General features: G+C 46.0%; 19 protein-coding genes. 2 read left to right on the plus strand and 17 right to left on the minus strand.

Annotated elements, in window-relative coordinates:
• Positions 1 to 122: 122 nt before the first annotated feature.
• From ACZQK9_RS09110 to ACZQK9_RS09165, 12 genes are all read right to left on the minus strand, one after another.
• Positions 123 to 524, minus strand: a complete 402-nt coding sequence (locus tag ACZQK9_RS09110; RefSeq protein ID WP_118373771.1) for a hypothetical protein — start codon at positions 522 to 524, stop codon at positions 123 to 125.
• 284 nt (positions 525 to 808) lie between these two features.
• Complete coding sequence (locus tag ACZQK9_RS09115; protein WP_483270379.1) at positions 809 to 3,502, minus strand: GH36-type glycosyl hydrolase domain-containing protein; 2,694 nt, start codon at positions 3,500 to 3,502, stop codon at positions 809 to 811.
• 174 nt (positions 3,503 to 3,676) lie between these two features.
• Positions 3,677 to 4,288 (minus strand): ATP-binding cassette domain-containing protein, encoded by a 612-nt coding sequence (locus ACZQK9_RS09120; protein WP_483270380.1) that lies wholly within the window; start codon positions 4,286 to 4,288, stop codon positions 3,677 to 3,679.
• A gap of 91 nt (positions 4,289 to 4,379) precedes the next feature.
• Positions 4,380 to 8,402 (minus strand): leucine-rich repeat protein, encoded by a 4,023-nt coding sequence (locus ACZQK9_RS09125; RefSeq protein ID WP_483270381.1) that lies wholly within the window; start codon positions 8,400 to 8,402, stop codon positions 4,380 to 4,382.
• A gap of 21 nt (positions 8,403 to 8,423) precedes the next feature.
• Complete coding sequence (locus ACZQK9_RS09130) at positions 8,424 to 9,068, minus strand: TetR/AcrR family transcriptional regulator (protein WP_216507480.1); 645 nt, start codon at positions 9,066 to 9,068, stop codon at positions 8,424 to 8,426.
• A 76-nt stretch (positions 9,069 to 9,144) separates the two neighbouring features.
• Positions 9,145 to 9,882: an ABC transporter permease gene (locus ACZQK9_RS09135; RefSeq protein WP_483270382.1), complete on the minus strand. Its 738-nt coding sequence runs from the start codon at positions 9,880 to 9,882 to the stop codon at positions 9,145 to 9,147.
• A gap of 2 nt (positions 9,883 to 9,884) precedes the next feature.
• Positions 9,885 to 10,901, minus strand: a complete 1,017-nt coding sequence (locus ACZQK9_RS09140; RefSeq protein ID WP_483270383.1) for an ABC transporter substrate-binding protein — start codon at positions 10,899 to 10,901, stop codon at positions 9,885 to 9,887.
• 36 nt (positions 10,902 to 10,937) lie between these two features.
• The gene (locus tag ACZQK9_RS09145; protein WP_483270384.1) at positions 10,938 to 11,183 is read right to left on the minus strand and encodes a TM1266 family iron-only hydrogenase system putative regulator; all 246 of its coding nucleotides are present in this window, start codon (positions 11,181 to 11,183) and stop codon (positions 10,938 to 10,940) included.
• Between the two features lie 71 nt (positions 11,184 to 11,254).
• Positions 11,255 to 11,623: an ArsR/SmtB family transcription factor gene (locus ACZQK9_RS09150; RefSeq protein ID WP_177970046.1), complete on the minus strand. Its 369-nt coding sequence runs from the start codon at positions 11,621 to 11,623 to the stop codon at positions 11,255 to 11,257.
• 17 nt (positions 11,624 to 11,640) lie between these two features.
• A complete protein-coding gene (locus ACZQK9_RS09155) occupies positions 11,641 to 13,509 on the minus strand; it encodes a heavy metal translocating P-type ATPase (RefSeq protein WP_483270385.1) in 1,869 nt (622 codons plus the stop codon).
• Between the two features lie 176 nt (positions 13,510 to 13,685).
• Positions 13,686 to 13,904: a cation transporter gene (locus ACZQK9_RS09160; RefSeq protein WP_117780764.1), complete on the minus strand. Its 219-nt coding sequence runs from the start codon at positions 13,902 to 13,904 to the stop codon at positions 13,686 to 13,688.
• 82 nt (positions 13,905 to 13,986) lie between these two features.
• Positions 13,987 to 15,822 carry an OPT family oligopeptide transporter gene (locus ACZQK9_RS09165; protein WP_483270386.1) on the minus strand — a complete coding sequence of 612 codons (1,836 nt, stop codon included), beginning with the start codon at positions 15,820 to 15,822 and terminating at the stop codon, positions 13,987 to 13,989.
• 156 nt (positions 15,823 to 15,978) lie between these two features.
• Here ACZQK9_RS09165 and ACZQK9_RS09170 point away from each other — a divergent pair, with 156 nt between their 5' ends.
• Positions 15,979 to 16,578, plus strand: coding sequence for a cytidylate kinase-like family protein (locus ACZQK9_RS09170; protein WP_216507476.1), 600 nt, complete (start codon positions 15,979 to 15,981; stop codon positions 16,576 to 16,578).
• Between the two features lie 130 nt (positions 16,579 to 16,708).
• Here ACZQK9_RS09170 and ACZQK9_RS09175 read toward each other — a convergent pair whose 3' ends face one another.
• The 4 genes from ACZQK9_RS09175 to ACZQK9_RS09190 all read right to left on the minus strand — a co-directional run bounded on the left by ACZQK9_RS09175 (position 16,709) and on the right by ACZQK9_RS09190 (position 21,935).
• Positions 16,709 to 19,090, minus strand: coding sequence for a cation-translocating P-type ATPase (locus ACZQK9_RS09175; RefSeq protein WP_483270387.1), 2,382 nt, complete (start codon positions 19,088 to 19,090; stop codon positions 16,709 to 16,711).
• 473 nt (positions 19,091 to 19,563) lie between these two features.
• A complete protein-coding gene (locus tag ACZQK9_RS09180; protein WP_483270388.1) occupies positions 19,564 to 20,886 on the minus strand; it encodes an MATE family efflux transporter in 1,323 nt (440 codons plus the stop codon).
• Positions 20,887 to 20,889: 3 nt separating this feature from the next.
• A complete protein-coding gene (gene dtd, locus ACZQK9_RS09185) occupies positions 20,890 to 21,336 on the minus strand; it encodes a D-aminoacyl-tRNA deacylase (protein ID WP_195541343.1) in 447 nt (148 codons plus the stop codon).
• A 371-nt stretch (positions 21,337 to 21,707) separates the two neighbouring features.
• Complete coding sequence (locus ACZQK9_RS09190; protein ID WP_483270389.1) at positions 21,708 to 21,935, minus strand: hypothetical protein; 228 nt, start codon at positions 21,933 to 21,935, stop codon at positions 21,708 to 21,710.
• A 138-nt stretch (positions 21,936 to 22,073) separates the two neighbouring features.
• Between ACZQK9_RS09190 and ACZQK9_RS09195 the strand changes: the two genes are divergently transcribed.
• Positions 22,074 to 22,568, plus strand: a complete 495-nt coding sequence (locus ACZQK9_RS09195) for a DUF6512 family protein (protein ID WP_483270390.1) — start codon at positions 22,074 to 22,076, stop codon at positions 22,566 to 22,568.
• Between the two features lie 24 nt (positions 22,569 to 22,592).
• On the opposite strand, the gene ACZQK9_RS09200 is transcribed toward ACZQK9_RS09195, so the two are convergent.
• Positions 22,593 to 23,174, minus strand: a 582-nt coding sequence (locus ACZQK9_RS09200) for a DUF2705 family protein (RefSeq protein ID WP_483270391.1), incomplete at its 5' end; no start/stop codon positions are given.

Consider the following 23,174-nt stretch of genomic DNA (forward strand, 5'->3'; position numbering starts at 1 on the left):
TTATCTCGTGCAATGAATCTTATGTGATGTACTATATAGTATTGCGTTTCACGACTATACATAAATAGCTGTTCAATTATCCTGTTTTATTTATAAATCTGATTTATCTTTGACTGCAAATTTTACTTTGCTGCGTTTGCCAATTCAACCAATTGCTTTTCGTCGAGTGGCAGGATTGGGGAGTTGTCGTCGCAGGTGTCGCGGTTTTCTACAATCACAACTTCGCCGTCCGTATCCATGATATGGTTATGCCATGTGCCCTTCTTGATGTTGTAGATCTTGTGTGGTTCCATGTGTACAGCTGTAATCTTGCCCGGCTTGTCGCCCTCGCCTGCAAGGAACAATGTGCAATGTCCCTGTACCAGTACGAATACCTCGTCCGTATATAAATGCTTCTGCATTGTCTTTACATTCTCGATCAGCAGATCGTCGCAGAACTTTAAGACTGCGACTCTCCAGCTTTCGTAATCCACAAGTGGTTTGTAGCCTTCCGGCTGAAAATCTATAATTTCAATTCCTTCCATGTTCTTTTCCTTTCTATCTGTTCCGGTGATGAAACCTCTACACTATCTGATAGTTCCATAGAATACGCAATTCAACACAGACTCGCTTTCGCTCACTTCCACACGCAACAGACACTAAACTCCCTGTGTCTTCATTCTTCAGACACAGCTCGTTAAGTGCTGGCGTGTTCCAATGGTCTGCGTATAAATTGGTATTCTATGAAACTATAATCCACTTATATGTGGTTTCATCACCGCATCTACAAAGTATCAATAACAAATAACACGTGCGTCATTTTTACCTTCTATGCAAGTGTCACTTCGATCGTGTGCTGTGCATCCTTGGAAAGCGCTTCGATATCTGCACGCTTGATCACTGGTGTGTCAACAAAGTCGTAAGCATTTCCGTCGATTGTGATTGCACTTACCTTGTAATCGGCTGGTGCCTTCTTCTCTACATTCTTCATAACGATCTTGACATTTCTGTCTGCAAAGATCATAGAAAGTCCTGCTTCTCCATTTGCATCGAACTGCTCCGGCAGAAGCTGTGGCACGAATGTCAGATTTCCCATCTGTCCGCGCACACCAAACATCTGTGTAATTACAGTCACAAGCAGCCAGCTTGCAGCACCGGTCAGATAGTGGTACACGCCACGTCCCTTAGCATCGACATACTCCGGCACACCCGGATAGATGCGGCTCTTCTCAACATCGTTGCAGTGTTCAAATAATGTATGAAATACCTTATATGCTTCCTTCGCGAAGCCTCTTTGATAAAGTGCATTTCCAAACATCGTTGCCATGTGACAGAACACGGCACCATTTTCCTTATGTCCATACGCGAATCCAAACATACGTCCAAGATCCATCTTTACCTCATGGAAATCGGTGTTCAGACGGTAACCACCAACAGAAGCATCATACAGATACTTGTCTGCGGACTTCACGATCTCGGCGATCTGCTCGTCGGTTGCTGTCTTCGACATAATTGTAAATACCTGTGAGGTAAGCATCATACGGACGCCACCGTTTACATCACCCTCAACTGCCTTGCCGGAATTATCATAATAACCGTTGAAGAAGCCATCGCCCTCCGCGGTCTGTACCCACTCGGTCTTGCGGATATGCTCACGCATCCAGTCTGCCTTCTCCTTGAGGTTTGCAGCAAGCTCTGCTACGGAGATATCTACCTTCTCGCCGGAAAGTGTATGTCTACAGGTCTCGCAGTAGTTCATCAGAACTTCACGCTTCTTCGCTACATCCTCATACAGATCTGCACCGGATACGAGAAGCTGCTGCATCTCCTTTGCGATCTTCACAGTCTTTTTGCCAGATGCCTCAAATGCTGCAAGCAGTCCTGCGATATGATCCATATTGTCTGCGTACATCGTTGTAAATGCCACACTCTCGCCGCGTTGTGCAGCCATATCAAGTGCATCATTCCAGTCTGCACCACGCAGGCGGATCTCGTTGTGATCTCCAACATCATAGAACGAAGACAGATTCTGGATCAGCAGATGCTCCAACAAAGTTCCGGAATATACATTACCTGCTGCATCCTTCTGCTTTTCGCCCTGTGAGATATCCCAGTCTGTATCGCGGTCCTCACCACGGCAGATCAGAAGATCCTTGAAATATGTATTTTCTTCTAACAGGATATCCAGATCTCCTGTCTGATTGATATAAAGCTCCGTCGTAAGATATGGCCATACGCCGTGATCCATCCATACACGCGCGATACCATTACGGTCAGCGATAAATTCGCCCTGCTTGCTTCCGATGATCGTTGCGTTTGTACCATCGAGACGCACACCACCGAAGTTGTCGATCAGCATCTGACGCACGCCATCCGGATTCATAATCAGAAGTGCCAGACAATCCTGCCACAGGTCACGCCATCCACGACCGCCCTTACCATAATCATGATGTGGAAGGAACGAACATCCATAGATACGACGCAGCATCGGCTGGAAGCTTACCCACTTCATCCACTGGTCGAAATCCTTGTTGCCTGTGTGATAAGAGACATTGACCTTCTCCTGCCAGTATGCGATTGTCTCGTCCCATGCCTTGTCAAATGCCTTGACACTCAGGAACTTGTTCGCAGCCGTTGTAAGCTCCTCTGCGCTGTCGCCATAGCCCATTGCGATCACATAGGAGATTGTCTCACCGGCAGCAACCTTCTTCTCTGCGAATACAACACCGCCCAATGCTTCGTAGCCGTCGATGCCTTCGCCCTTCGCATATGGTGCAAGCGGGTTCTTGTAAAGTGCACGTGGGTTCTCCAGATTACCACCCTCACCGATGAAATCCTCTACGATTGGATAATAGCCGATCGGTGTCTCGTTCTCATTTCCACCGAATACGCCATAGTTGATTTCGTTACGCTTATGTCCACGCTCGTCAAATGTCATCGTCGGTTTTACAAGGATGCCTGTCTCATTCGTTGTGATACGATGAAGCAGAGCCGTTACATGACGATGGTCACGGATATTGTCTGCAGATCTTGCGTAAAGCGGAATCGCAGTTACGACCTGCATTGTCATTTCTTTCTCTGAAATATTTGTAAGCTCTACCTTCAGAAGTTCGAGCTTCTCACCGCTGATCGGGGATACGCTGGAAAGAGATGCCTTCACCCCGTTTCTCTCAGACGTACGTGTGATCTTGTGATGCATAAAGCCTGCCTCCAAATAGGTCGGCTCCTTGTCCTCTGTAAAAAGTTCTGCCTGCTGGGCAGCGGAACGTCCGGTCAAGGACCAGAGTGTCTTCCCGTTGATCTTGCACCATACGTTTCTGGATGACTTGTCATTGTGCAGATTCTCACAGCTCACCGGTGGCATCAGAAAAGAATTCTGGCTCATCTTTGAGTCACCTGCAAGATCGGGTGCAACCGAACTCATAACCCCTGATTCATTTGCGATTGGAAAATAAAGATAACTAAGCATCTCTGGATTCTCCATAGTAAAATCGCCCTGATTTCCTACATAATTAATCTTCATTTCAACACTCCTTTTTATTAAAATTCTTATTTTAGTTTCTTGTTTTTATATCTGTCTGACAATCTCTGCGACAGCATATTGCGCACAATCACGCACACTACAATTATATCGTATTTTTCCACATAAGAAAAGAGACGTCTATCATTTACGTCTCTTTTTTTAGTAAAATTTTACTCACGATTTTTCTTGCGAAAGCTTCCAGATATTCCCACCGAAAAAATCGGCTTCTGCCTGATCATGTGTCACAAGAAATGTCGTCCTGCCCGCGACCTTTTCCTTCACATACTGCATCACGATCTGCTTCGTCGCGGCGTCCAATCCTTTGAAGGGTTCATCTAAGATCACGCAATCTGCCTCGTACAACAACGCCCGGAGCAAGGCAATCCTACGCCGCATGCCACCACTTAATTCCATGACATTCTGCTTTAAGTCTTCCGCCGTAATACCCACCTGCGCCGCTTCCTGTTCTACATGATGCTTCTGTGCATCCTTTTGTGCGCGCGTTCTTTTTCGTTCCAGCACAAGGGCGATATTCTCATAGGCAGAAGCATCCTCACACAACCGGTCTTCCTGAAATAATACGGCAGCCTTCTCCGGCATTCCAATCACTTCACCGTTATCCGGCATTTCTAATCCGAGCAGAATCCGAAGCAGGGTTGTCTTGCCACAGCCGGACGCGCCCATGATCACGGTCGTCTCTCCCGACGGGAACTCTTTCGAGATACGGTTTAGCACCTGCTTATCACCATACGCTTTCGATATATTTGTTATTCTAATGTCCTGCATCCGTATTCTCCATAAAATGTAAATAAGAAAAGAATCGTTCTGTGACCGGTGTGACGCGTTCGCGGTTTTTCATCGCAACACCGATCTCTATCTAATATGCATTTACAAATGGATAACACTCCTGATCGAGCAGAGTTCCATTTTTATCGTATACACGAAACAGCGTCCAATAATATCCATATTGTGGCTGCCAAACTGCCCAGAATGCATTTCCTGAAATCTGGCATCTTCCAGTTGTCCAGATCCACGCATCTTTCCCCTGCGCCAACAGCGTACAATCCAACACAAGCATCTCATATGTATATCCGGCATCCGGATTATCAAATGTCTCAAACCCCATCAGATATCCGCCGCCTTCTCCGGTGTATGGCATCTGACATTTGCCCTTGATCTCCTGATGATGCTGAATTCCGATTGCACTCTGGGTCAGGCTGTTTTCATTTCCTGCAACACGCGCCTGTCCAACGATGACATAATCCCCTGCCTTGCCAGGCTTCCAATCCAGCCATTCATTGTTTTTCGTCCAGCCCTGTATCTCTGTCCAGCTTTCCGCATCTACGGAAGTATCACATACAAGCCAACGATATTCTACATCCACATCCTGTGATCTGTTCGTTACCAGACCTACCACAATCTGATTACGTGTGTGACTTACCACATATACACCGTCGGCTGTCACCGTTGCTCCCGGATCTGGTGTCGGTGTCGTACCTGGGTCCGGTGTCGGTGTTGTACCTGGGTCCGGCGTCGGCTCAACCGGTGCTTCATTTACCTTAATCGTTATCTTTGTTTCCACAATCTCATAATTCGCGGTATCTTCCGGTGTGAATACTGCAGTGTATCCATGATTGCCAACTGCCGGAACTTCTTCCATATTCTTCCAACTCCAAGTACCCGCAAGCACATTTCCGTCCACACCTGTTACTTTTCCGCCTGTAAGTATGCTGTCCACAAGCGTATTTGATGCATCATAGATCCGATCTGCAGTTGTCGGCAATTCTATTACCTGCGGATTTGCTCTCTGTACCTTGATGGTTATTTCACCTTCCGCTGGTGCATATTCTTCCCTGTCCGGCGTAAATATCCATGCCGCACTCGTTGTTCCAGTATCCGGCATGCTATCCGGATTCTTCCATGCAAGCGTTCCCGCAACTCTCTTTCCATCCTTGTCCACAAATAAAGCATCACTAAATTCCAGTTTTGAAATAGTTTCCCCGTATGTCAGCACAGATTTTTTCAATTGGATTGTTGTTCCGGATTGTAATACTGTCGGTATCTGATCCATCAATTCTGTATGTATGGTAATCGTTATATCTGTATAATTATCTGTAACTACCTGAACCTGAATCGTTCCTGCATTTCCTACCGTTCCTTTATCAACCGTATATGTAAGTACCCCATCCTCTATCTTTGGCGCAACACTATATGTTATATCTCCGGATATAGCAGGATTCCCATAGGTTACATTTTCACAATCTTCCGGAAGCAGGTCTTTTAAGTTAATCGCTTCCTTATTCTTACGAAGGAACAGATATTTTCTTTTTATTGTATTCCCTGTAATCTGAGCATCCTTTTTACTGATGGTCACACTATCTGATAACGTTACTGTTCCAGATGGTAGTACAAGTTTATAGTTTGCCGCATCCTTTCCCGTAAGTGTAAGCTCCGGCAATGTCACTTCCGTGTAACTTCCTGCTTTTACACTGCCTAGTGTTCCCTGTAATCCGGTTAAATCAACAGCAACATCTTCACCGTCTCTTACACCGGATATTGACACAGCGGAAATATCGACCTTATCCGATACACTGTCATATGGTCTATCCTTTGCAGTTGCCCCTGTTACTGTAAGCTCTATCTGTGCAATCTCATACGTTACACTTGCAGATACTGCATCTGCACCAGTTCCTATTGTAATAGACGCTGTATAAGTTCCCGCATTGACAGGCTTCCCATTTGTCAGGTTCTTACCGGTATAAACAATCTCTGGAGTATTTTCAGGCACATTCTTTGAAGAACAGCTTACTGTTGCCTCCTTTGTATTACCATCAAACACCAACGTTGCTTTATCCGGTGCTGTGATTGTGACAGTTTCACAATGTCCGGTATCGTTTTCTTTACAGTTTTCTCTTTTACAGGTAAATACTACTGAACCTGATGTTCCATCGTCTGACGGTGTGGCACAAAGATTGTATTCATGTCCTAATGCTTCCAGGACCGGAATACTATCAGTTTCTGTATCAGCATTTTCATCAAGGAACATTTTCCCACACCCTTTGCAAATCCAATATTCCTTATTTCCCGTTTTGTTGCAGGTTGCTTCCACACGCTCGCACATGCTCATATTATCATGAACACATATTAACTGTTCCCACGCTTCAAAGGACTTGTATGGAATTTTATTATCCATAGCATATTGTCTTGCAGCAGAATTTTCTTCACAGCAAATGACAAGCTTTTCACATTGTGCAAATGCTTTATTACCTATGCTCGTTACACTCGATGGTATCTTAATACCTTTCAATTTGCTACATGATATAAATGCCCTTTCATCTATGCTTACCACACTCGATGGTATCTCAATACTTGTTAAGCTGCTACAATTTATAAAGGCTTCATATCCTATCTTTGTCACAGATGCCGGAATACTGACGCTTGTCAAATTAACACAATGATCAAACACATTATTCCCTATACTCGTCACGCCCAACGGTATCTCAATGCTTGTTATGCTATTACAATACGTAAACGCCCTGTTTCCTATCTCCGTCACACTTGCCGGAATATTGACACTTTTCAAGTTAGCACAATTTTCAAATACACTCTTCCCTATGCTGGTCACGCCCGATGGTATCTCAACACTTGTTAATTCAGAATGACCGAAAAATGCAGAATCTCCTATACTGGTCACTTTCTTTCCATTAATCGTACCCGGTATCACCACCATATCTGTATTATCTGCTTTATATCCTGTGACAACAATGGTTCCATCCGTTTTTTCCTGATACTTAAAGTCGGTTTCTGGCGTTGTCAGCCTTGCCATCACTTCCGTATATGTATGATTACATCTGGTACAGGTATACATCTTTTCTCCTTCTGTTCGAAGTGTTGGTTCTTTTGTAACCGCTCCTGTATAACAATGATCAAGTGCCGGCACAACTTTTCCCTCACTGATACGCCGTCCACAAGCAGTGCAATAAGTATTTCCCGTGTACCCCTCAGTAACGCAGCCTGCTTCCGTCACATCCCGCAGTTCGGTATTATCATGTGTACACTCCTGTCCCCATTGTTCTAATGGTCTACAGGAAATATTATTGGTTTCAGCATATTTTTGCGCACAGGAACCGGTTTCACAAAAAATAACAAGCTTATCGCATCCTTCAAATACACCCTCTTCTATTTTCGTCACGCTGGATGGTATCTTGATACTTGTAAGATTACTACAGCCCTGAAAGGCCCAGTTACCCAGGTAAGTCACACTCGATGGTATCTCAACACTTGTTAAACTGCTACAGTCTTTAAATACGCCAACTCCAACCGTCGTTACACCTGATGGTATCTCAATACTCGATATGCTGCTACAGCCTTTAAACATATTTTGGTGCATGTATGTTATACCGGAAGGTATGTTAATACTTGTTAAACTGCTGCATCCTGAGAACGCACCACCTTTTATATCTGTTACACTCTCAGGAATCGTAACATTTGTTAAACTGCTGCATCCTAAAAATGCAGAATTCCCTATATACGTAACGTTCGATGGTATGTTAATGCTTGTCAAGCTACTGCATTCTTGAAATGCACCTAATCCTATCTTTGTTACATTTGATGGTATCACAACACTTGTTAAACCGGCATGTCTTTTAAAAGCCATTTCCCCTATTTCCGTGATACGCGATCCATTAATCGTTTCCGGTATTACCACTTCTGTATCTCTTCCGGTGTAGCTGTTAATACTTCCAGTTCCATCTCCGTTATTTATATACGTAAAGTCTCCGGCAACGATTGCCTGCCCCGCATATGATTCCAATCCCGTTACATTGATCATAGAAACAAGTATAACCCCTGCCAAGATCACTGCCATATACCGTTTTGCTCTTTTTATCCATCCTCTCATCCTCGCATCACCATTCCCTCTCTACTTCTTTACAAAGTTTAATATCATTTCTTTCTGCAGCAACAACTCCGGCGTATAATCCTTATTGTCCTTAGCTCCCCAGATAAAATCGCCAGCATAATACGCACAGGTTGCCATCATCGATTGTATCGTTGCCCGTAAGAACTCACCCTCTGGAATATCGGTACGAAAGGTGCCATCTTCTTTCGCCTTTTCGTACATCATATGAAACCGCGTGTTTGCCGAACCAAGTGATGCATGAAACTCTGTAAGCATATGGCTGTCAACGCTCTCATGTGTGACATAATGGTTGAAGTTATCGTTATATTGCAACAGATCCTTATGATTCTGATACATGTCTATATAACTGTCCAATGTGAAAACAAACCGATCGATGGCAGGTATATCGCCAATTGATGAAATCGGCCGATTCACATCCAGCACATCCAGATACGCTTTCCAACGTGCCGCACAGACCGCAATCACAAGCTCCAGCTTACTTGCATAACATCGGAAGAGTGTTGCCCGTCCGACACCGGCTGCTTCCGCAATCTCAGCCATGCTGACCGCCTCAATCTTCTTCTCCACGAATATACGAAACGCCGCATCTAATATCTTCTGATTCCGTTCCGCTTCTTTTTCCATTTGTCTTTCTGATTTGCTCATATTTTATTTGATACTCCCTGTCTCAATAATTTTATCGAATACAGCACTGGCTGTCAACTATAATCTGATGAGCTTTTTACTGTAACAGCTTTTTCAGCCCTGCCAGAAATACCTTCTCCGCCACCACGCTGATTACCACAATGATCACCGTCCACGCAAGCAGGTCGTCGGTATCAAGGTATATTTTTGCTGTATAAAGCATCTTGCCGATCGAGCCATTCGGCACGCCGATGATCTCTGCCGCGATGCCTGCCTTCCATGCCATACCGGTTGTCACACGGCAGGCGGAGAGCAAAAACGGGCGAAGCTTCGGCAGCTCGATATAGCGGAAGCGTTTGCACCAAGGTAGCCGAAAGACTGTTGCGACCTCCTGCATCTTGCGGTTTTCTGCACGCAGTCCTTCTAAGACATTCTGGTATATGATCGGAATTACGATCAGAAATGATATGAACACGGACAGATTCCGTGCGGAAAGCCAGATCAGACAGATCACGACGAACGATGCCACCGGCACACTCTTGATTGTCGCCATCCACGGCCAAAGCAGAGTCTCGACAACCGGGTGTTTTGCTGCCAGATAAGCAAGCAGACAGCCAAGAATCAACCCAAGCAAAAAACCGCCTGCAATATGATAGAACGAAAACCATATCGCACGCGCAAAGCCCTCCACCTGCCAGATCGTGCAAAGCCTTTTTGCAACCGCAACCGGTGTCACAAGCAGAATCCGCTGGTGGATGAGAAGTGCTGCAATTTCCCAAAAAGTGAGTGCAAGCAACGTTGCACCCACTTTCTTTAATCCTTCTTTATAGTTCATATTTATAATCCATAATAAAAATCATCGGCTGGAATCGTACCGCCAACTGCCTGTGGGTTCTCGTCGAACAGAATCTGCAGATATCCGCTTACACTGTCCTTCATTTCCTGTCCCTTTAAGAAGGTGATATGACATTTTGGAATTGCCTTTTCCGCGAGCGGTGCCTTCGCCACGATACCATATCCGGCAATCAGCTCTGCCGCATCGGCTGCATTGTCATTTGTATAAGCAACGGAAGCCTCATACTCTGAGAGGAATGTCTCAACCGCCTGCGGATGCTCCTTCACGAAGTCTGTCCGGGCAACAACCACACCAGTCACGATATCACAATCTTCGATTTCTGCCCACGCATCATTTAAGTCGATTGCGACACGCAAGCCGTCAACCTGTCCCATTGCGGCTGTCGCAAATGGCTGTGGCAGCATGGCGATTGCTTCGGAATCCTTTGCAATATAAGACAATGCTTCAGTTGTATCCGCACACCACTGGATCGTAAGACCGCTGTCCGGATCAATGCCGTTTTCCTTCAGGATATGACGCAGTGTGTACTCTGGTGTTGCACCCTGTCCGGTTGCATACAGCTTCTTGCCTGCCAGATCCTTGATGCTCTGTACGCTGTCTCCGCGCTCCACGATGTTTAATACGCCTAATGTATTCACTGCCAGAACCTGTACCCCGCCGTCAGTATTGTTATAAATAACCGAAGCCAGATTGGAAGGAACCGCTGCAATGTCGATATCTCCCTTTGTAAGCGGTGCCACAAAGGTCGACGGATCGGTCGAAAGCTCTGCAAATTCATACGCATTCTTCGCCGCGCCATCCTCGGCATCCTTCATCAGCTTTACCATACCCATCGCCGTCGGTCCGGACATCGCGCCGACACGGACGGTTACATTGTCCGTCTCCGCCTTCTTGCCACACCCTGCCAAAAACGCGCAGCACATAGAAAGAGCCAGCAACAAAGCAAATACTTTCTTCACTGCCGGTCTCTTCTTTGCATTTCGTCTCATCTCGTTCATAGATTTGCTCTCCTTTAAATTTTAGTTAGATATATTTTAGATCTTAGCTGTGTTGCATTTCGCTGTCACACCATCGATCATCCCTAATTTGCCGGAAAGCGCACTGGTACAAGACATGGGCGCATCCATAACGACGGATATGATAGAGACACCTTTTTTCTCATACGGCAATCCCATACGACCAATAATATAGTCCGCATATTCATGCAGGACTGCATTTACCTTTGCCGCCTGTTCTCTCTCATACACGATAATACTGATTACGGAAATTCGCTTATCCATAGTACCCTCTTTTGTTACTCGCCTTTCCACGCGGGACGAACCCTTGTGCGTCAGAACGAAATGAAACAACTTTAATCTTCTTCGATATGCTCGCACCCCTGTGCGATGATTGTGCGGACATGCTCATCCGCCAGAGAATAGAAAATGGATTTTCCTTCTCTTCGGTTCTTCACCAGTTTATTCTGCTTCAAGATACGAAGCTGATGTGAGATTGCAGACTGCGTCATACCAAGTGCCTCAGCCAGATCACACACGCACACCTCTGCCTCGAATAATACGAACAAAATCCGTATTCTCGTCGAATCGCCGAACACCTTGAAGAGCTCTGCCAAGTCATACAATTCTGTCTCACTTGGCAGCTTCTCATTCACAATCTTCAGCAGATCCTTGTGCACCTCGTGACTCTCACAACATTCTATCATTTTCTGTGTATGTGCCATAGTATCCTCTTTTCACACTAAAGTTTCTTTACAAACAATGTACGGATTGCATTTAACACTGCCAGGATCATAACTCCGACATCTGCAAAAATGGCAAACCACATATTTGCAATACCAAGTGCGCCGAGTACCAGACAGATTACTTTAATACCAATCGCGAAATAAATATTCTCATATACGATACGAAGACATTTTCTTGAGATCCGGATTGCCTTCGAGATCTTCAGTGGATCGTCGTCCATCAATACGATGTCGGCAGCTTCAATCGCCGCGTCCGACCCAAGTGCACCCATCGCAATACCGATATCGGCACGCGAGAGAACCGGTGCATCGTTGATGCCGTCACCTACAAATGCAAGTTTATCCTTTTCCGACTTTTTCGTCAAGAGTTCTTCGACCTTTTCTACCTTATCGCCCGGAAGCAGTTCACTGCATACTTCGTCGATGCCAAGCTGTGCGGCTACATGTTCTGCCACATTCTTCGCATCGCCTGTCAGCATAACCGTCTTCTCAATACCGGACTTCTTCAGTGCGGCGATTGCCTCTGCGGCATGCTCCTTAATCACATCGGAGATCAGGATATGTCCGGCGTATCTGCCGTCGATTGCCACATGCACAATGGTTCCGACATGGCTGCAGTCGTGATACTCGATACCAAGCTTCTTCATGAGCTTTGCATTTCCGGCTGCAACGACCTTTCCATCCACCTTCGCAGTCAAGCCATGGCCACCGATCTCCTCCACGTCACTGACGCGGTTCTTATCAATCGGCTTGCCATAAGCACGCTGTAAGCTCTTACTGATCGGATGGGTGGAATAGCTTTCTGCAAGGGCTGCATATTCGAGCAACTCCTCATCCTTATACGGGCTGTGATGGATACCATTTACCTCAAACACACCCTTCGTCATCGTACCGGTCTTATCGAATACGACGATCTTCGTCTGCGACAATGTCTCTAAGAAGCTTGATCCCTTGACAAGGACACCTTCCCGACTTGCGCCGCCGATACCTGCAAAGAAGCTGAGCGGGATACTGATTACCAGCGCACATGGACAACTGATTACCAGGAATGTCAGGGCACGGTATACCCAGTCGCCCCATTCCGGTGCCAGCCCCATAAATACCATCCGCACGATCGGCGGTAAAATAGCAAGTGCCAAAGCGCCATAGCAGACTGCAGGGGTATAAACCTTCGCAAATTTCGAGATAAAGTTCTCGGAGCGTGATTTTCTCGAGCTCGCATTCTCCACCAGTTCCAAAATCTTCGATACCGTCGACTCACCGAATTCCTTCGTTGTACGGATTTTTAAAAGACCGGTCATGTTGATACATCCACTGATGATCTCATCATCCACACTTACTTCGCGTGGTACACTCTCGCCCGTCAGCGCACTTGTATTTAAGGATGAAGTTCCCTCGACAACGACACCATCGATTGGCACCTTCTCACCCGGCTGTACGACGATAACCGTACCGATCTCAATCTCATCCGGATCGACCTGCTCTAACTGTCCGTCCTTCTCTACATTCGCATAATCCGGGCGGATATCCATCAGTTCACTGATGTTCCGGCGGCTCTTGCCAACGGCATAGCTTTGAAACAGTTCTCCAATCTGATAGAAGAGCATAACTGCAGTGCCTTCCTTGTAATCCCCGAGTGCGATTGCACCGATGGTGGCAACTGCCATCAGGAAATTCTCATCAAAAATCTGCCGGTTTAAGATTCCCTTCCCCGCCTTCTTCAGGATATCATATCCAATAACCAGATACGGAATCATATACAGTCCGAACCGCACGTATCCTTCTACCGGAACAAACTGCAGTACGATCACCAATACTGCTGCAATGATAATCCGGATTAACACTTTCTTCTGTTTCTTCGTCATAGCCGTCACTTCCTATCTACTCCAAATCTTAACTTTGACTCTCAGCTCTCGATTTCTGTCAGGTTTCTGCTGTCATCACACAGGTATCCTATGCCGGAGGACGGTCTTACATCCTGTACCGATCTCCTATACCTGCAAATTATCTTACATCCTGCACCTGCTGCCTATGCAGGCATTTACAGGAAGATCTCGCAGTCATCCTCAACCTTCTTACAGTTCTTCAGAACGTCCTTCATAACTGCCTTCGCATCTGCACCTTCTTCAAACTCTACAATCATCTTGAGTGCCATAAAGTTTACCGTTGCGTCCTTGACACCGGCTGTATTCTTCGCAGCGTCCTCCATCTTATTTGCACAGTTTGCACAATCAACATCAATCTTATAAGTCTTCTTCATCTTCGTATCTCCTTTATCATTTAATATCATATGAACATTTATTCATATGTTTGCATTTATTATAGCATTCCATTTTCAGATGTCAACTGTCAATTTCCAATTTTTCCTGTTTTTTAATCACGCAGATCATTATGACAAGCAGAATCAAAAATGCCGCCAGACTCCCGGCCGATCCCAGACTGATTCCACGTCCGGATAAATCAAGTTTTGCACTCACACCAAGCACGGCAGTCACTGCAAGCAAGATACCGATCAAGCCTTCCCCTGCAATCAGACCAGAGGAAAATAAAATTCCATCCTGCACGTATGCCTCATTCTTCTTCCGCTCATAAAACTGGCGCAACAGACCTCCAACCATAATGGCAGTAGACAAATGAATCGGCAGGTACAATCCGATAGAAAAAGGAAGTACCGGAATCCCGACGATTTCGACCGCAACTGCGATAAACACACCAATCAAAATCAGCCCCCATGGGAGATAATCACCCATCACCCCTTCTACAACAAGCTTCATCAATGTCGCCTGTGGTGCCGGGAGCTCCGGATCACCAAAACTCCATGCTGCCTGTAACAGATACAATACACCTCCGATTGCAAGTCCGGATACAACGGCTCCGATCAGTTCTCCGACCTGCTGCTTCCATGGTGTTGCCCCGACGATAAAACCGGTTTTTAAGTCCTGCGATGTATCTCCTGCCATCGCTGCAACAATACAGATTACCGTTCCCATTGAGATTGCAACCGTCATCCCCTTTAGTCCGGTCTGACCGGTTAATTTCAGGACGAAGGAGGCAAGCAGCAATGTCGCAATCGCCATACCGGATACCGGGTTATTCGAAGAGCCGACAAGACCAACCATCCGTGCACTGACAGTTGCAAAAAAGAATCCAAACACTGCAATAAAAAGCGCCATCGGTACAGACAGCCGGATCTGTGGCATCACGCACAGAAACAACAGGATTGTCACGATTCCAATAATCACATACCGCATTGGAATATCACGCTCTGTCTGCTCCTTTCCCACACTTCCATAACCTCGCACTGCCTTGCGGAAAGTCGTCACGATCAGCGGCAGCGTCTTTATCAGACTGATGATTCCACCTGCTGCAACTGCCCCGGCTCCAATATAACGGATATAGCTTCCCCACAGTTCCCATGTCGATAATGTCTTAATTGCCTTTGTTGCCGGAAAGAGAATATTATCCCCACCAACCAGCACGAACGCCGGCATCAGCACAAGCCAGCCAAGTACCGCCCCGCTTAACAGATATGAGGAAACGCGCGCACCACAGATATATCCAACGCCAACCAATGCCGGGAGTACGTCAATACCGAAGCCTGCCCCGCGCAGCCTCCGGCTTTCAAAATCGACTTCACTTGGAAACAGCTTCAATCCATCTGCTAAAAATTTATAAATGGCTGCCGCAAACAATCCTTTTAATACCTTCTTTGCTTTCGCACCGCCCTCTTCTCCTGCAAGAAGCACCTTCGAACATGCCGTTCCCTCCGGGTATGGCAGACGGTCATGTTCTTCTACAATCAGCGCATGGCGAAGCGGCACCATGAAAAGCACACCAAGCAAGCCACCACTTATGGCAAGCATTGCAATCGTAAAAAAAGACGGCATCGCCGTGCCATGCTCCTTCGCCCACATAAACAGTGCCGGAAGCGTGAAGATCGCACCTGCTGCCAGCGATTCTCCGGCGGAGCCGATTGTCTGCACCATGTTATTTTCCAGAATTGAATCCCTTTTTAACAACAGCCGTACAATCCCCATCGAAATTACAGCCGCCGGAATAGATGCCGATACGGTCATACCAACACGCAGTCCCAGATAAGCATTCGCACCGCCAAACACGACAGCAAGTAAAATTCCTAAAATAAAGGCTGTCGGTGTAAATTCACTTGTTTTTTTCATTGTCTGTTTCTCCCTGTTTTTATACTTCTTAACAGATACAGTTTTTCCCATTTTTCCTGCTTACATACATTGACTTTTTCCATCCTTCTTATGTATAATTATAAATAGAAGACGCGAAAGGCAGACACATTTCACGACAGAAGGGAGCGTATCATTATGAACAAACAAGTCATTATTTCGATCGGACGAGAATATGGAAGTGGCGGACACGTGATTGCGGAAATGCTTGCAAAACATTACAACATTTCTCTCTATGACAGAAATATTCTGGATGAATTATCCAAGGAAACAGGAAATTCGTATGACGTCTATAAGAAATATGATGAAAAACCAGCGAATCCATTTATAACAAGAACGGTTTTGGGACAGTCGAATTCTGTAGAAAAGATTGTTGCAGAAATGCAGTTTAATTTTCTGAAAGAAAAAGCAGAAAACGGCGAATCCTTTGTAGTACTTGGCCGATGCGCCGAGAACATCCTGCAGGATAACGATGGATTGATTTCGATTTTCTTAGTTGGAGACACTGATGTGAAGCAGCAGCGAATTATGGAAGTCAAGCATGTATCCGCTGATGAAGCACTTACAAAGATGAAACGTCATGATAAAAGCAGAAAGCAGTATCACAACTCATTTTCCTCTGGGAAATGGGGGGATTCCCGCTACTACGATCTCTGTATCAACACAAGCCGCCTTGGCTTAAAGGCTTCTGCAGAAGAACTGATCCGCTATATTGATGCCAGAGTTGCAGCCATGTAATATGTCACGATTCATATCTTATGGCATTATAATCATTTGATACTATAAAATAAAACAAGAGAAATCCGGTCTGTGAGGGAATTCCTCATGTATCCAGATTTCTCTTTTTTCTTATCATTTCTTTACTTCATTATCTGCGAAGTCTGCGCTTTTGTTTGTACCCTGTGTACCGACGTTTTTTCTCATAATACGCCCGTAACTTCTCCGCAATCAACGTGAGATACCGAAACAGGGATTCTGCTGCAAATCCAAACACAACCATCAGCAATATACACCGGTTTGACATATCACTTAATGCGAACAGCTTCTTCAGGAAAATTCCGGAGAATACAAGTCCAAATATATTCAGAAAGATTACGCCGTACTTCATCTTATTGAGCGGTTCGCTGATCTTAAATAAAATCATAAATCCAACAACCGACAAAACCAGTGTTGCGGCTGTCGCCACACTCGCATCCGGTAGTCCGAATACCGATCCAAGCATAACAAGGGCTCCGACTGCAATCACATCGGTCAGACCGCCCGGCAGTGCTTTTAAAAGTACGTTCGTGATAAACCTGCCTTCAATCCGATTCTTGTTCGGCTCTAAAGCAAGCAGAAATCCCGGTGCGCCGATTGTAAACATGCTGATCAAAGACACCTGTGCCGGTTCAAGCGGATATGTGATCATCAAAACCATCGAGAATACTGCCATCAACAGGGAAAATATATTCTTTACAAGAAACAAACTCGCCGATCGCTGTACGTTATTAACGACACGCCTTCCTTCATACACAACATCCGGCATATGGGCAAAATCCGAATCCAGCAATACAACCTGTGCTGCCTGCGCTGCTGCCTCACTTCCCGATGCCATCGCCACGCTGCAGTCTGCATCCTTCATCGCTAAGATATCATTGACACCATCGCCGGTCATCGCAACTGTATGTCCTTTTATCTGCAATGCCTTCACAAGCTTCTGTTTCTGCTTCGGTGTCACACGTCCAAAGACAGTGTACTGTTCCACCGCATCCCTAAGCTTCGCCGCTGTATCAAGTGTGGTCGCATCCACGTAATTCTCTGCACCCAGGATTCCTGCCTGCAGCGCAACCTCAGAAACTGTTCCCGGATTATCTCCGGAGATGACCTTGATTGCCACGCCCTGATCGTTAAAATATTCGAAGGTCTGCTTCGCATTTGCCCGGATCGGGTTCGCAAGCACGACAAATCCAAGCAGAATCACTTCTTCGGTAAGTCCATGCTTTAAGTCGGTTCCTGCATATTTCGCAAAAATCAGGACACGGTCACCGGTTTTTGTGAAGGTTGAAATTTCTTTTTCCACGGTTGCATACGCATCACCCATGACAAATTCCGGCGCCCCTAATATATACGTTCCCTCGGTAAATACGATTGCTCCATATTTCGTTGTCGAAGAAAAAGGATACCGTTCCACAACGGTCCGGCTTGGTGCCACACTCTCATTTCCGGCAAATGTCCGGAGGGCCTGCATCGTCGCATTGTTGTCGTTCGATGCAAGGGTATAATCCACAAGTAATTCCTGCAATTCCTCCGGCGTGTGCAGCAGATTCTTCCCGTTCTTACTGCATATGATCTGCTTGACATTCATCGTCGGCTCAGTGATCGTACCGGTCTTATCCACACACAGCACATCGACACGCGCAAGTGCTTCGATGCTCTTCATATCATGCAGCAGCACCTTCCGGCTGGCAAGCTTCATGGTGCTGAGTGCCAGCGCGATTGTCGTAAGTAAATATAATCCCTCCGGAATCATACCGATAATCGCGGCAACCGTCGCTGTCACACTCCGCCGAATTGTCTCGTGATTGATAAAATGGCTCTGATAAAACAGCAGAAGTCCGATTGGGATGATCACGATACCGACCCATTTGACGATCTGGTTGATCGAGCGGATCATCTCAGACTGCTCGCCGCTTCCCATCGTCTTTGCTTCCTGTGAGAGCTTCGCGATATAGGATTCATTTCCAACGTGTGTGAGTTCGGCATGGCATTGTCCGGATACGACAAAGCTTCCTGAGAAGAGTTCGTCGCCGGGACTTTTCTCTACCTCGTCCGCTTCTCCGGTAAGCAGCGATTCATTGACCTGCACGCTTCCTTCCACAACGACTGCATCTGCGCAGATCTGGTTGCCCGCCTCCAAGATGATCTCATCATCCTGTACAAGCTGTTCGGTTTCAATCTTCTGCTTCACGCCGTCCCGCACGACGATGGCGTGCGGTGCATTCAGCAAATTCATCTTGTCCAGTGTCCGCTTCGCGCGGATCTCCTGTATAATTCCAATCAATGTATTGCCGATGACGATCGGCAGGAAGGTCAGGTTCCGGAAAGAACCGACCAGACAGAGTAAGACCGTAATGATCAAAAAGATCAGGTTAAAATATGTGAATGTATTGGAGACGATAATCTCCTTCGTTGTTTTATCGGTAGACAGGTCGGTTTCGTTCGTCAGTCCCTGATCGATCCGTTCCTGTACTTGTTGCTGCGTAAGTCCCATAATCTTCTCCTTTTTGAAAATACCCTTGTTGCATCCTGCAATCTGATTCTGTATAGTATATGCCTGCAACTATGTTTGCATATGCGATGTATTGAGGCCAAGGAGTTCTAAATGTTCTGTTATACAATACTATCATCGTACGCAACCGCCGCCCGGGTATTGCCCCCTCGCTTCGCTCGTCGGCAGATTGTCGGGCGCATCCTAAATATGAATCTACGATTCATATGCGCCCTCCGCTCGCCATCCATGGCTCAGTGGCGGCTTGTTTGAACATCGTGTTCAAACATTGCTGTTATTATCCAGAACATTAAGAACTTCTAAGCCTCAAACATATGCATATCCCAAACATAGTTGCAGGAATTACACATACAGAACCAGATTGCAATATACTTTTTCGTATTTTCAATACCTCAATATGCTTTCCAATTTCTTACATATGATAGCACAGGAGATTTGCTGAAACAACGCAAATTCTATGAACTTTTGGTGAATCTTAGGAATCGGCGGTACAGCAAAAATCCGGCAATCGACGTAATACTATCCGTAACCGGAAACGTCAGCCAGAAGAAGTTTAGCCCGATTCTTGAAAATGCATACCCAAGCGGCACAAACAAAAATACCGTTCTTATCACTGTAAGCATACTGCTTGTAAACGCTTTTCCAACTGCCTGAAAGAACACCGGAAATGTCAATGATGTCACAAGCGGAATAAAGCTCACCGCAATGATACGGAACGCCACCTTCCCAATACGGATCACTTCTGCGTCATGTGAGAATACATGCAGCATCTGCCCCGGCATCAGTTCAAAGCAAAGCACACCAATCATCATCAGGGATACTCCATATATAAGTGCCAATGACAACGTCTTCTTGCAGCGATCAATCTTCATCGTTGCATAATTATAGCTTAAGATCGGCACGATACAGGTCTGCATCGCACCAAGCGGGATGAAGAAAAACGCCTGCCATTTGTAATAAAGTCCGAGTACCGTCACCGCCTGATCAGAGAAGGTTGCAAGTACCATATTGAGTCCGAATATATAGAACGTGTACGCAGACTGCATCAGGATGTTCGGGATTCCCATCTTATAAATCTTGCGGATATCCGGCAGATATACAGATATCGCCGGTGACTTCCGGAATCCTCTGCGCATGACAATCAGCGCCGCCACGATCTGACCAACGACGGTTGCTGCCGCAGCACCTGCGATTCCCATCTTCGGCAATCCAAACATACCGAAGATCAGAAGCGGATCGAGTACGATGTTTGTAACCGCACCTGCAATCTGCGCGATCATCGGCGTCTTCATATCGCCGTTTGCCTGCAGAATCTTCGTCCAGATACTCTCCAGAAAAAGTCCAAAAGAAAAGACGCATACAATCCGTCCATACATCACAACCTCTTTGATTACTTCTGCGGAATCCGTCGACATCTTCGCATATGCGGGCATGAAGAAATAACAGAACACGACGAATACTGCCCACATAAACAAAGTAAGTGGCGTGCCGATCCCACCGATTTCGTCTGCCTTTTCATCCTCGGACAAGCCTAAGTAATGCGCCATACACGTATTGATACCAACGCCGGTTCCCACCGCAAATGCGATCATCAGAAGCTGGATTGGATAGATGATGGATAGCGCGGTCAGTCCGCTCTCGGAATACCGCCCGACAAAGAAGCTGTCCACAATGTTATAAAGTGCCTGTATCAACTGCGCCAGCATCACAGGCGGTGCCATCTTCCATAGTATTTTACTGATTTTCTCTGTGCCAAACATCTGGCTGTCTTGTTTCATGTTCTACCATTCCTCGCTGTCCCACAAGATTGTGAATGGGCCATCATTCTCCAGCTCCACCTTCATATCAGCACCGAAGCTTCCGCATTCTACTTTCCCGAACGTCTCTACGCATTTTGCCTTGAAATACTCATACATTTCCTCTGCAAAGTCCGGCGCACCCGCCTTCACAAAGCTTGGTCGGTTTCCTTTCTTGCAGTCCGCATATAATGTGAACTGGGATACGACCAGCACCTCTCCGCCTACATCGGTAATTGACAGGTTCGTCTTGCCCTCTTCATCCGCAAAGATCCGGAGGGTTGAAAGCTTCTTCACATAGCGGTCAACCATCTCCTTTGTATCTCCCTCTGCCACACCGAGCAGAAGCAGATAGCCCTTGCCGATGCTTCCGATTGTCTCTCCATCTACTTTTACGGACGCGTGATTAACACGCTGTATTACAATTCGCATGATTTTTCTCCTGTTGTTCTTGTTTTATTTTTCGACAGAAATCAGATATTCTATGTTGTTCTTATCTGTCTCTGTTTCTTGCTAAGCATCCCTATTATACATATGCTTTTTCCTTGTTTCAACCATGTTTTTCTTTCCTCTTTTTTATATTTGGAGCAATCTTGCTGTTTTGCACACATCTGCTCCAACCCGCTTGCTTTCCTCTTCCTTCCACTTGGAGTAATCTTCCGGTTTAACTCACTTCTGCTCCAACCCGCTTGCTTTCCTTTTCCTTCAACTTGGAGCAATCTTCCGGTTTAACTCACTTCTGCTCCAACCCGCTTGCTTTCCTTTTCCTTCAACTTGGAGTAATCTTCCGGTTTTGCACACTTTTACTCCAACCCGCTTGCTTTCCTTTTCCTTCCACTTGGAGTAATCTTCCGGTTTAACCCACTTCTGCTCCAACCCGCTTGCTTTCCCCTTTCTTCCTCTTGGAGTAATCTTCCGGTTTTGCCAGCTTCTGCTCCCACTCGCTTGCTTTCCTCTTTCTTCCTCTTGGAGTAACCTTCCGATATCAGGCACTTCTGCTCCAATTTACCCGCTCCCACAATTTCACTCATTGGAGCAAATCTTCTTTTTTTAAATATTCTCCCAATCCACGCATATACTTTCTCAGGACATAGTATAAATTTCCAAAAAATCCATAAACTATATGCATATCTGCATGAACCAACTAACCCAAGAAAGGACAAACCAACATGAAATTCAAAACCAACGCCATCCGCTTTCTATTTATCTCCATCCTCGGAGTGCTGCTGCATTTCACCTATGAATGGTCGGATCAAAACCGCATCGTCGGGCTGTTCTCTGCCGTCAACGAATCCACATGGGAGCATCTGAAGCTGCTCTTCTTCCCGATGCTCCTGCTCACGTTGGTCGAGCTGTTCTTCTTCCACGAAAAAATGCCGGCAAATTACCTTTGGGCACGCACCCTCGGCATCTTGTCCGGCATGATCTTCATCGTCGCAGTCTTCTATACACTGAATGGTATCCTCGGCAAGAACTACGACTGGATCAATATTGCACTATATTTTGCAGGCGTTATCTTCGCCCTCTTTGTCGAAAATGATGTCTACTGCAACGGCAAAGCAGAAAAGCTCATACTTTCTTCCGCCATCCTGCTTCTCTTGACCGCTGCATTTTTCACCTTTACGGAATATCCGCCACAGCTCGGCATCTTCCGGGAGATCTGATATCTGACCAGATTCCGCTCGCATTCAAATAATATTCCGCTTTCGTATGATTCCATATCCACATCCGACCAATCCCACAATCAGGCAAATGAGATATGGAATCCCAAACGCGGTTGTAAGCACCTCATCCTGCGGATACAGACTGTCAGAATAATACCTGCACACCATCGCATATCCATGCACCAAAAAGTGATTTCCATAATACGCTGACAGCACCAGAATGAATGTAATCACGCTCATTACCGCTGCACTATTCATATAGAGGGATAACAGAAGCTGTATCATCGACTGCACGATACCCGCCAGCACCGGAAGAAGCACCGTCATCCGAATAAGCTCTGGCATCGACGTATTCGCTACCTCCTCTCCATAGTAAAGAGATAGCGCAATCTGCTGACCAGACATCGACATATTACCAGTCGAAATCCACGCATATCCGTATGTCATGCCATAGAGCAGCAGAAAATAAAACAGGTTGATGCAGACACAGCAGATGCATTTCGAACTCCACCATAACACACGGCTCCGGCTCTTCAACATAAGCTGCATGCCAAAACCATGCATATCCTCTTCCACATAATTTCCAATACAGTATGCAAGCAGAAT

Source organism: Wujia sp. (genome assembly GCF_056872695.1).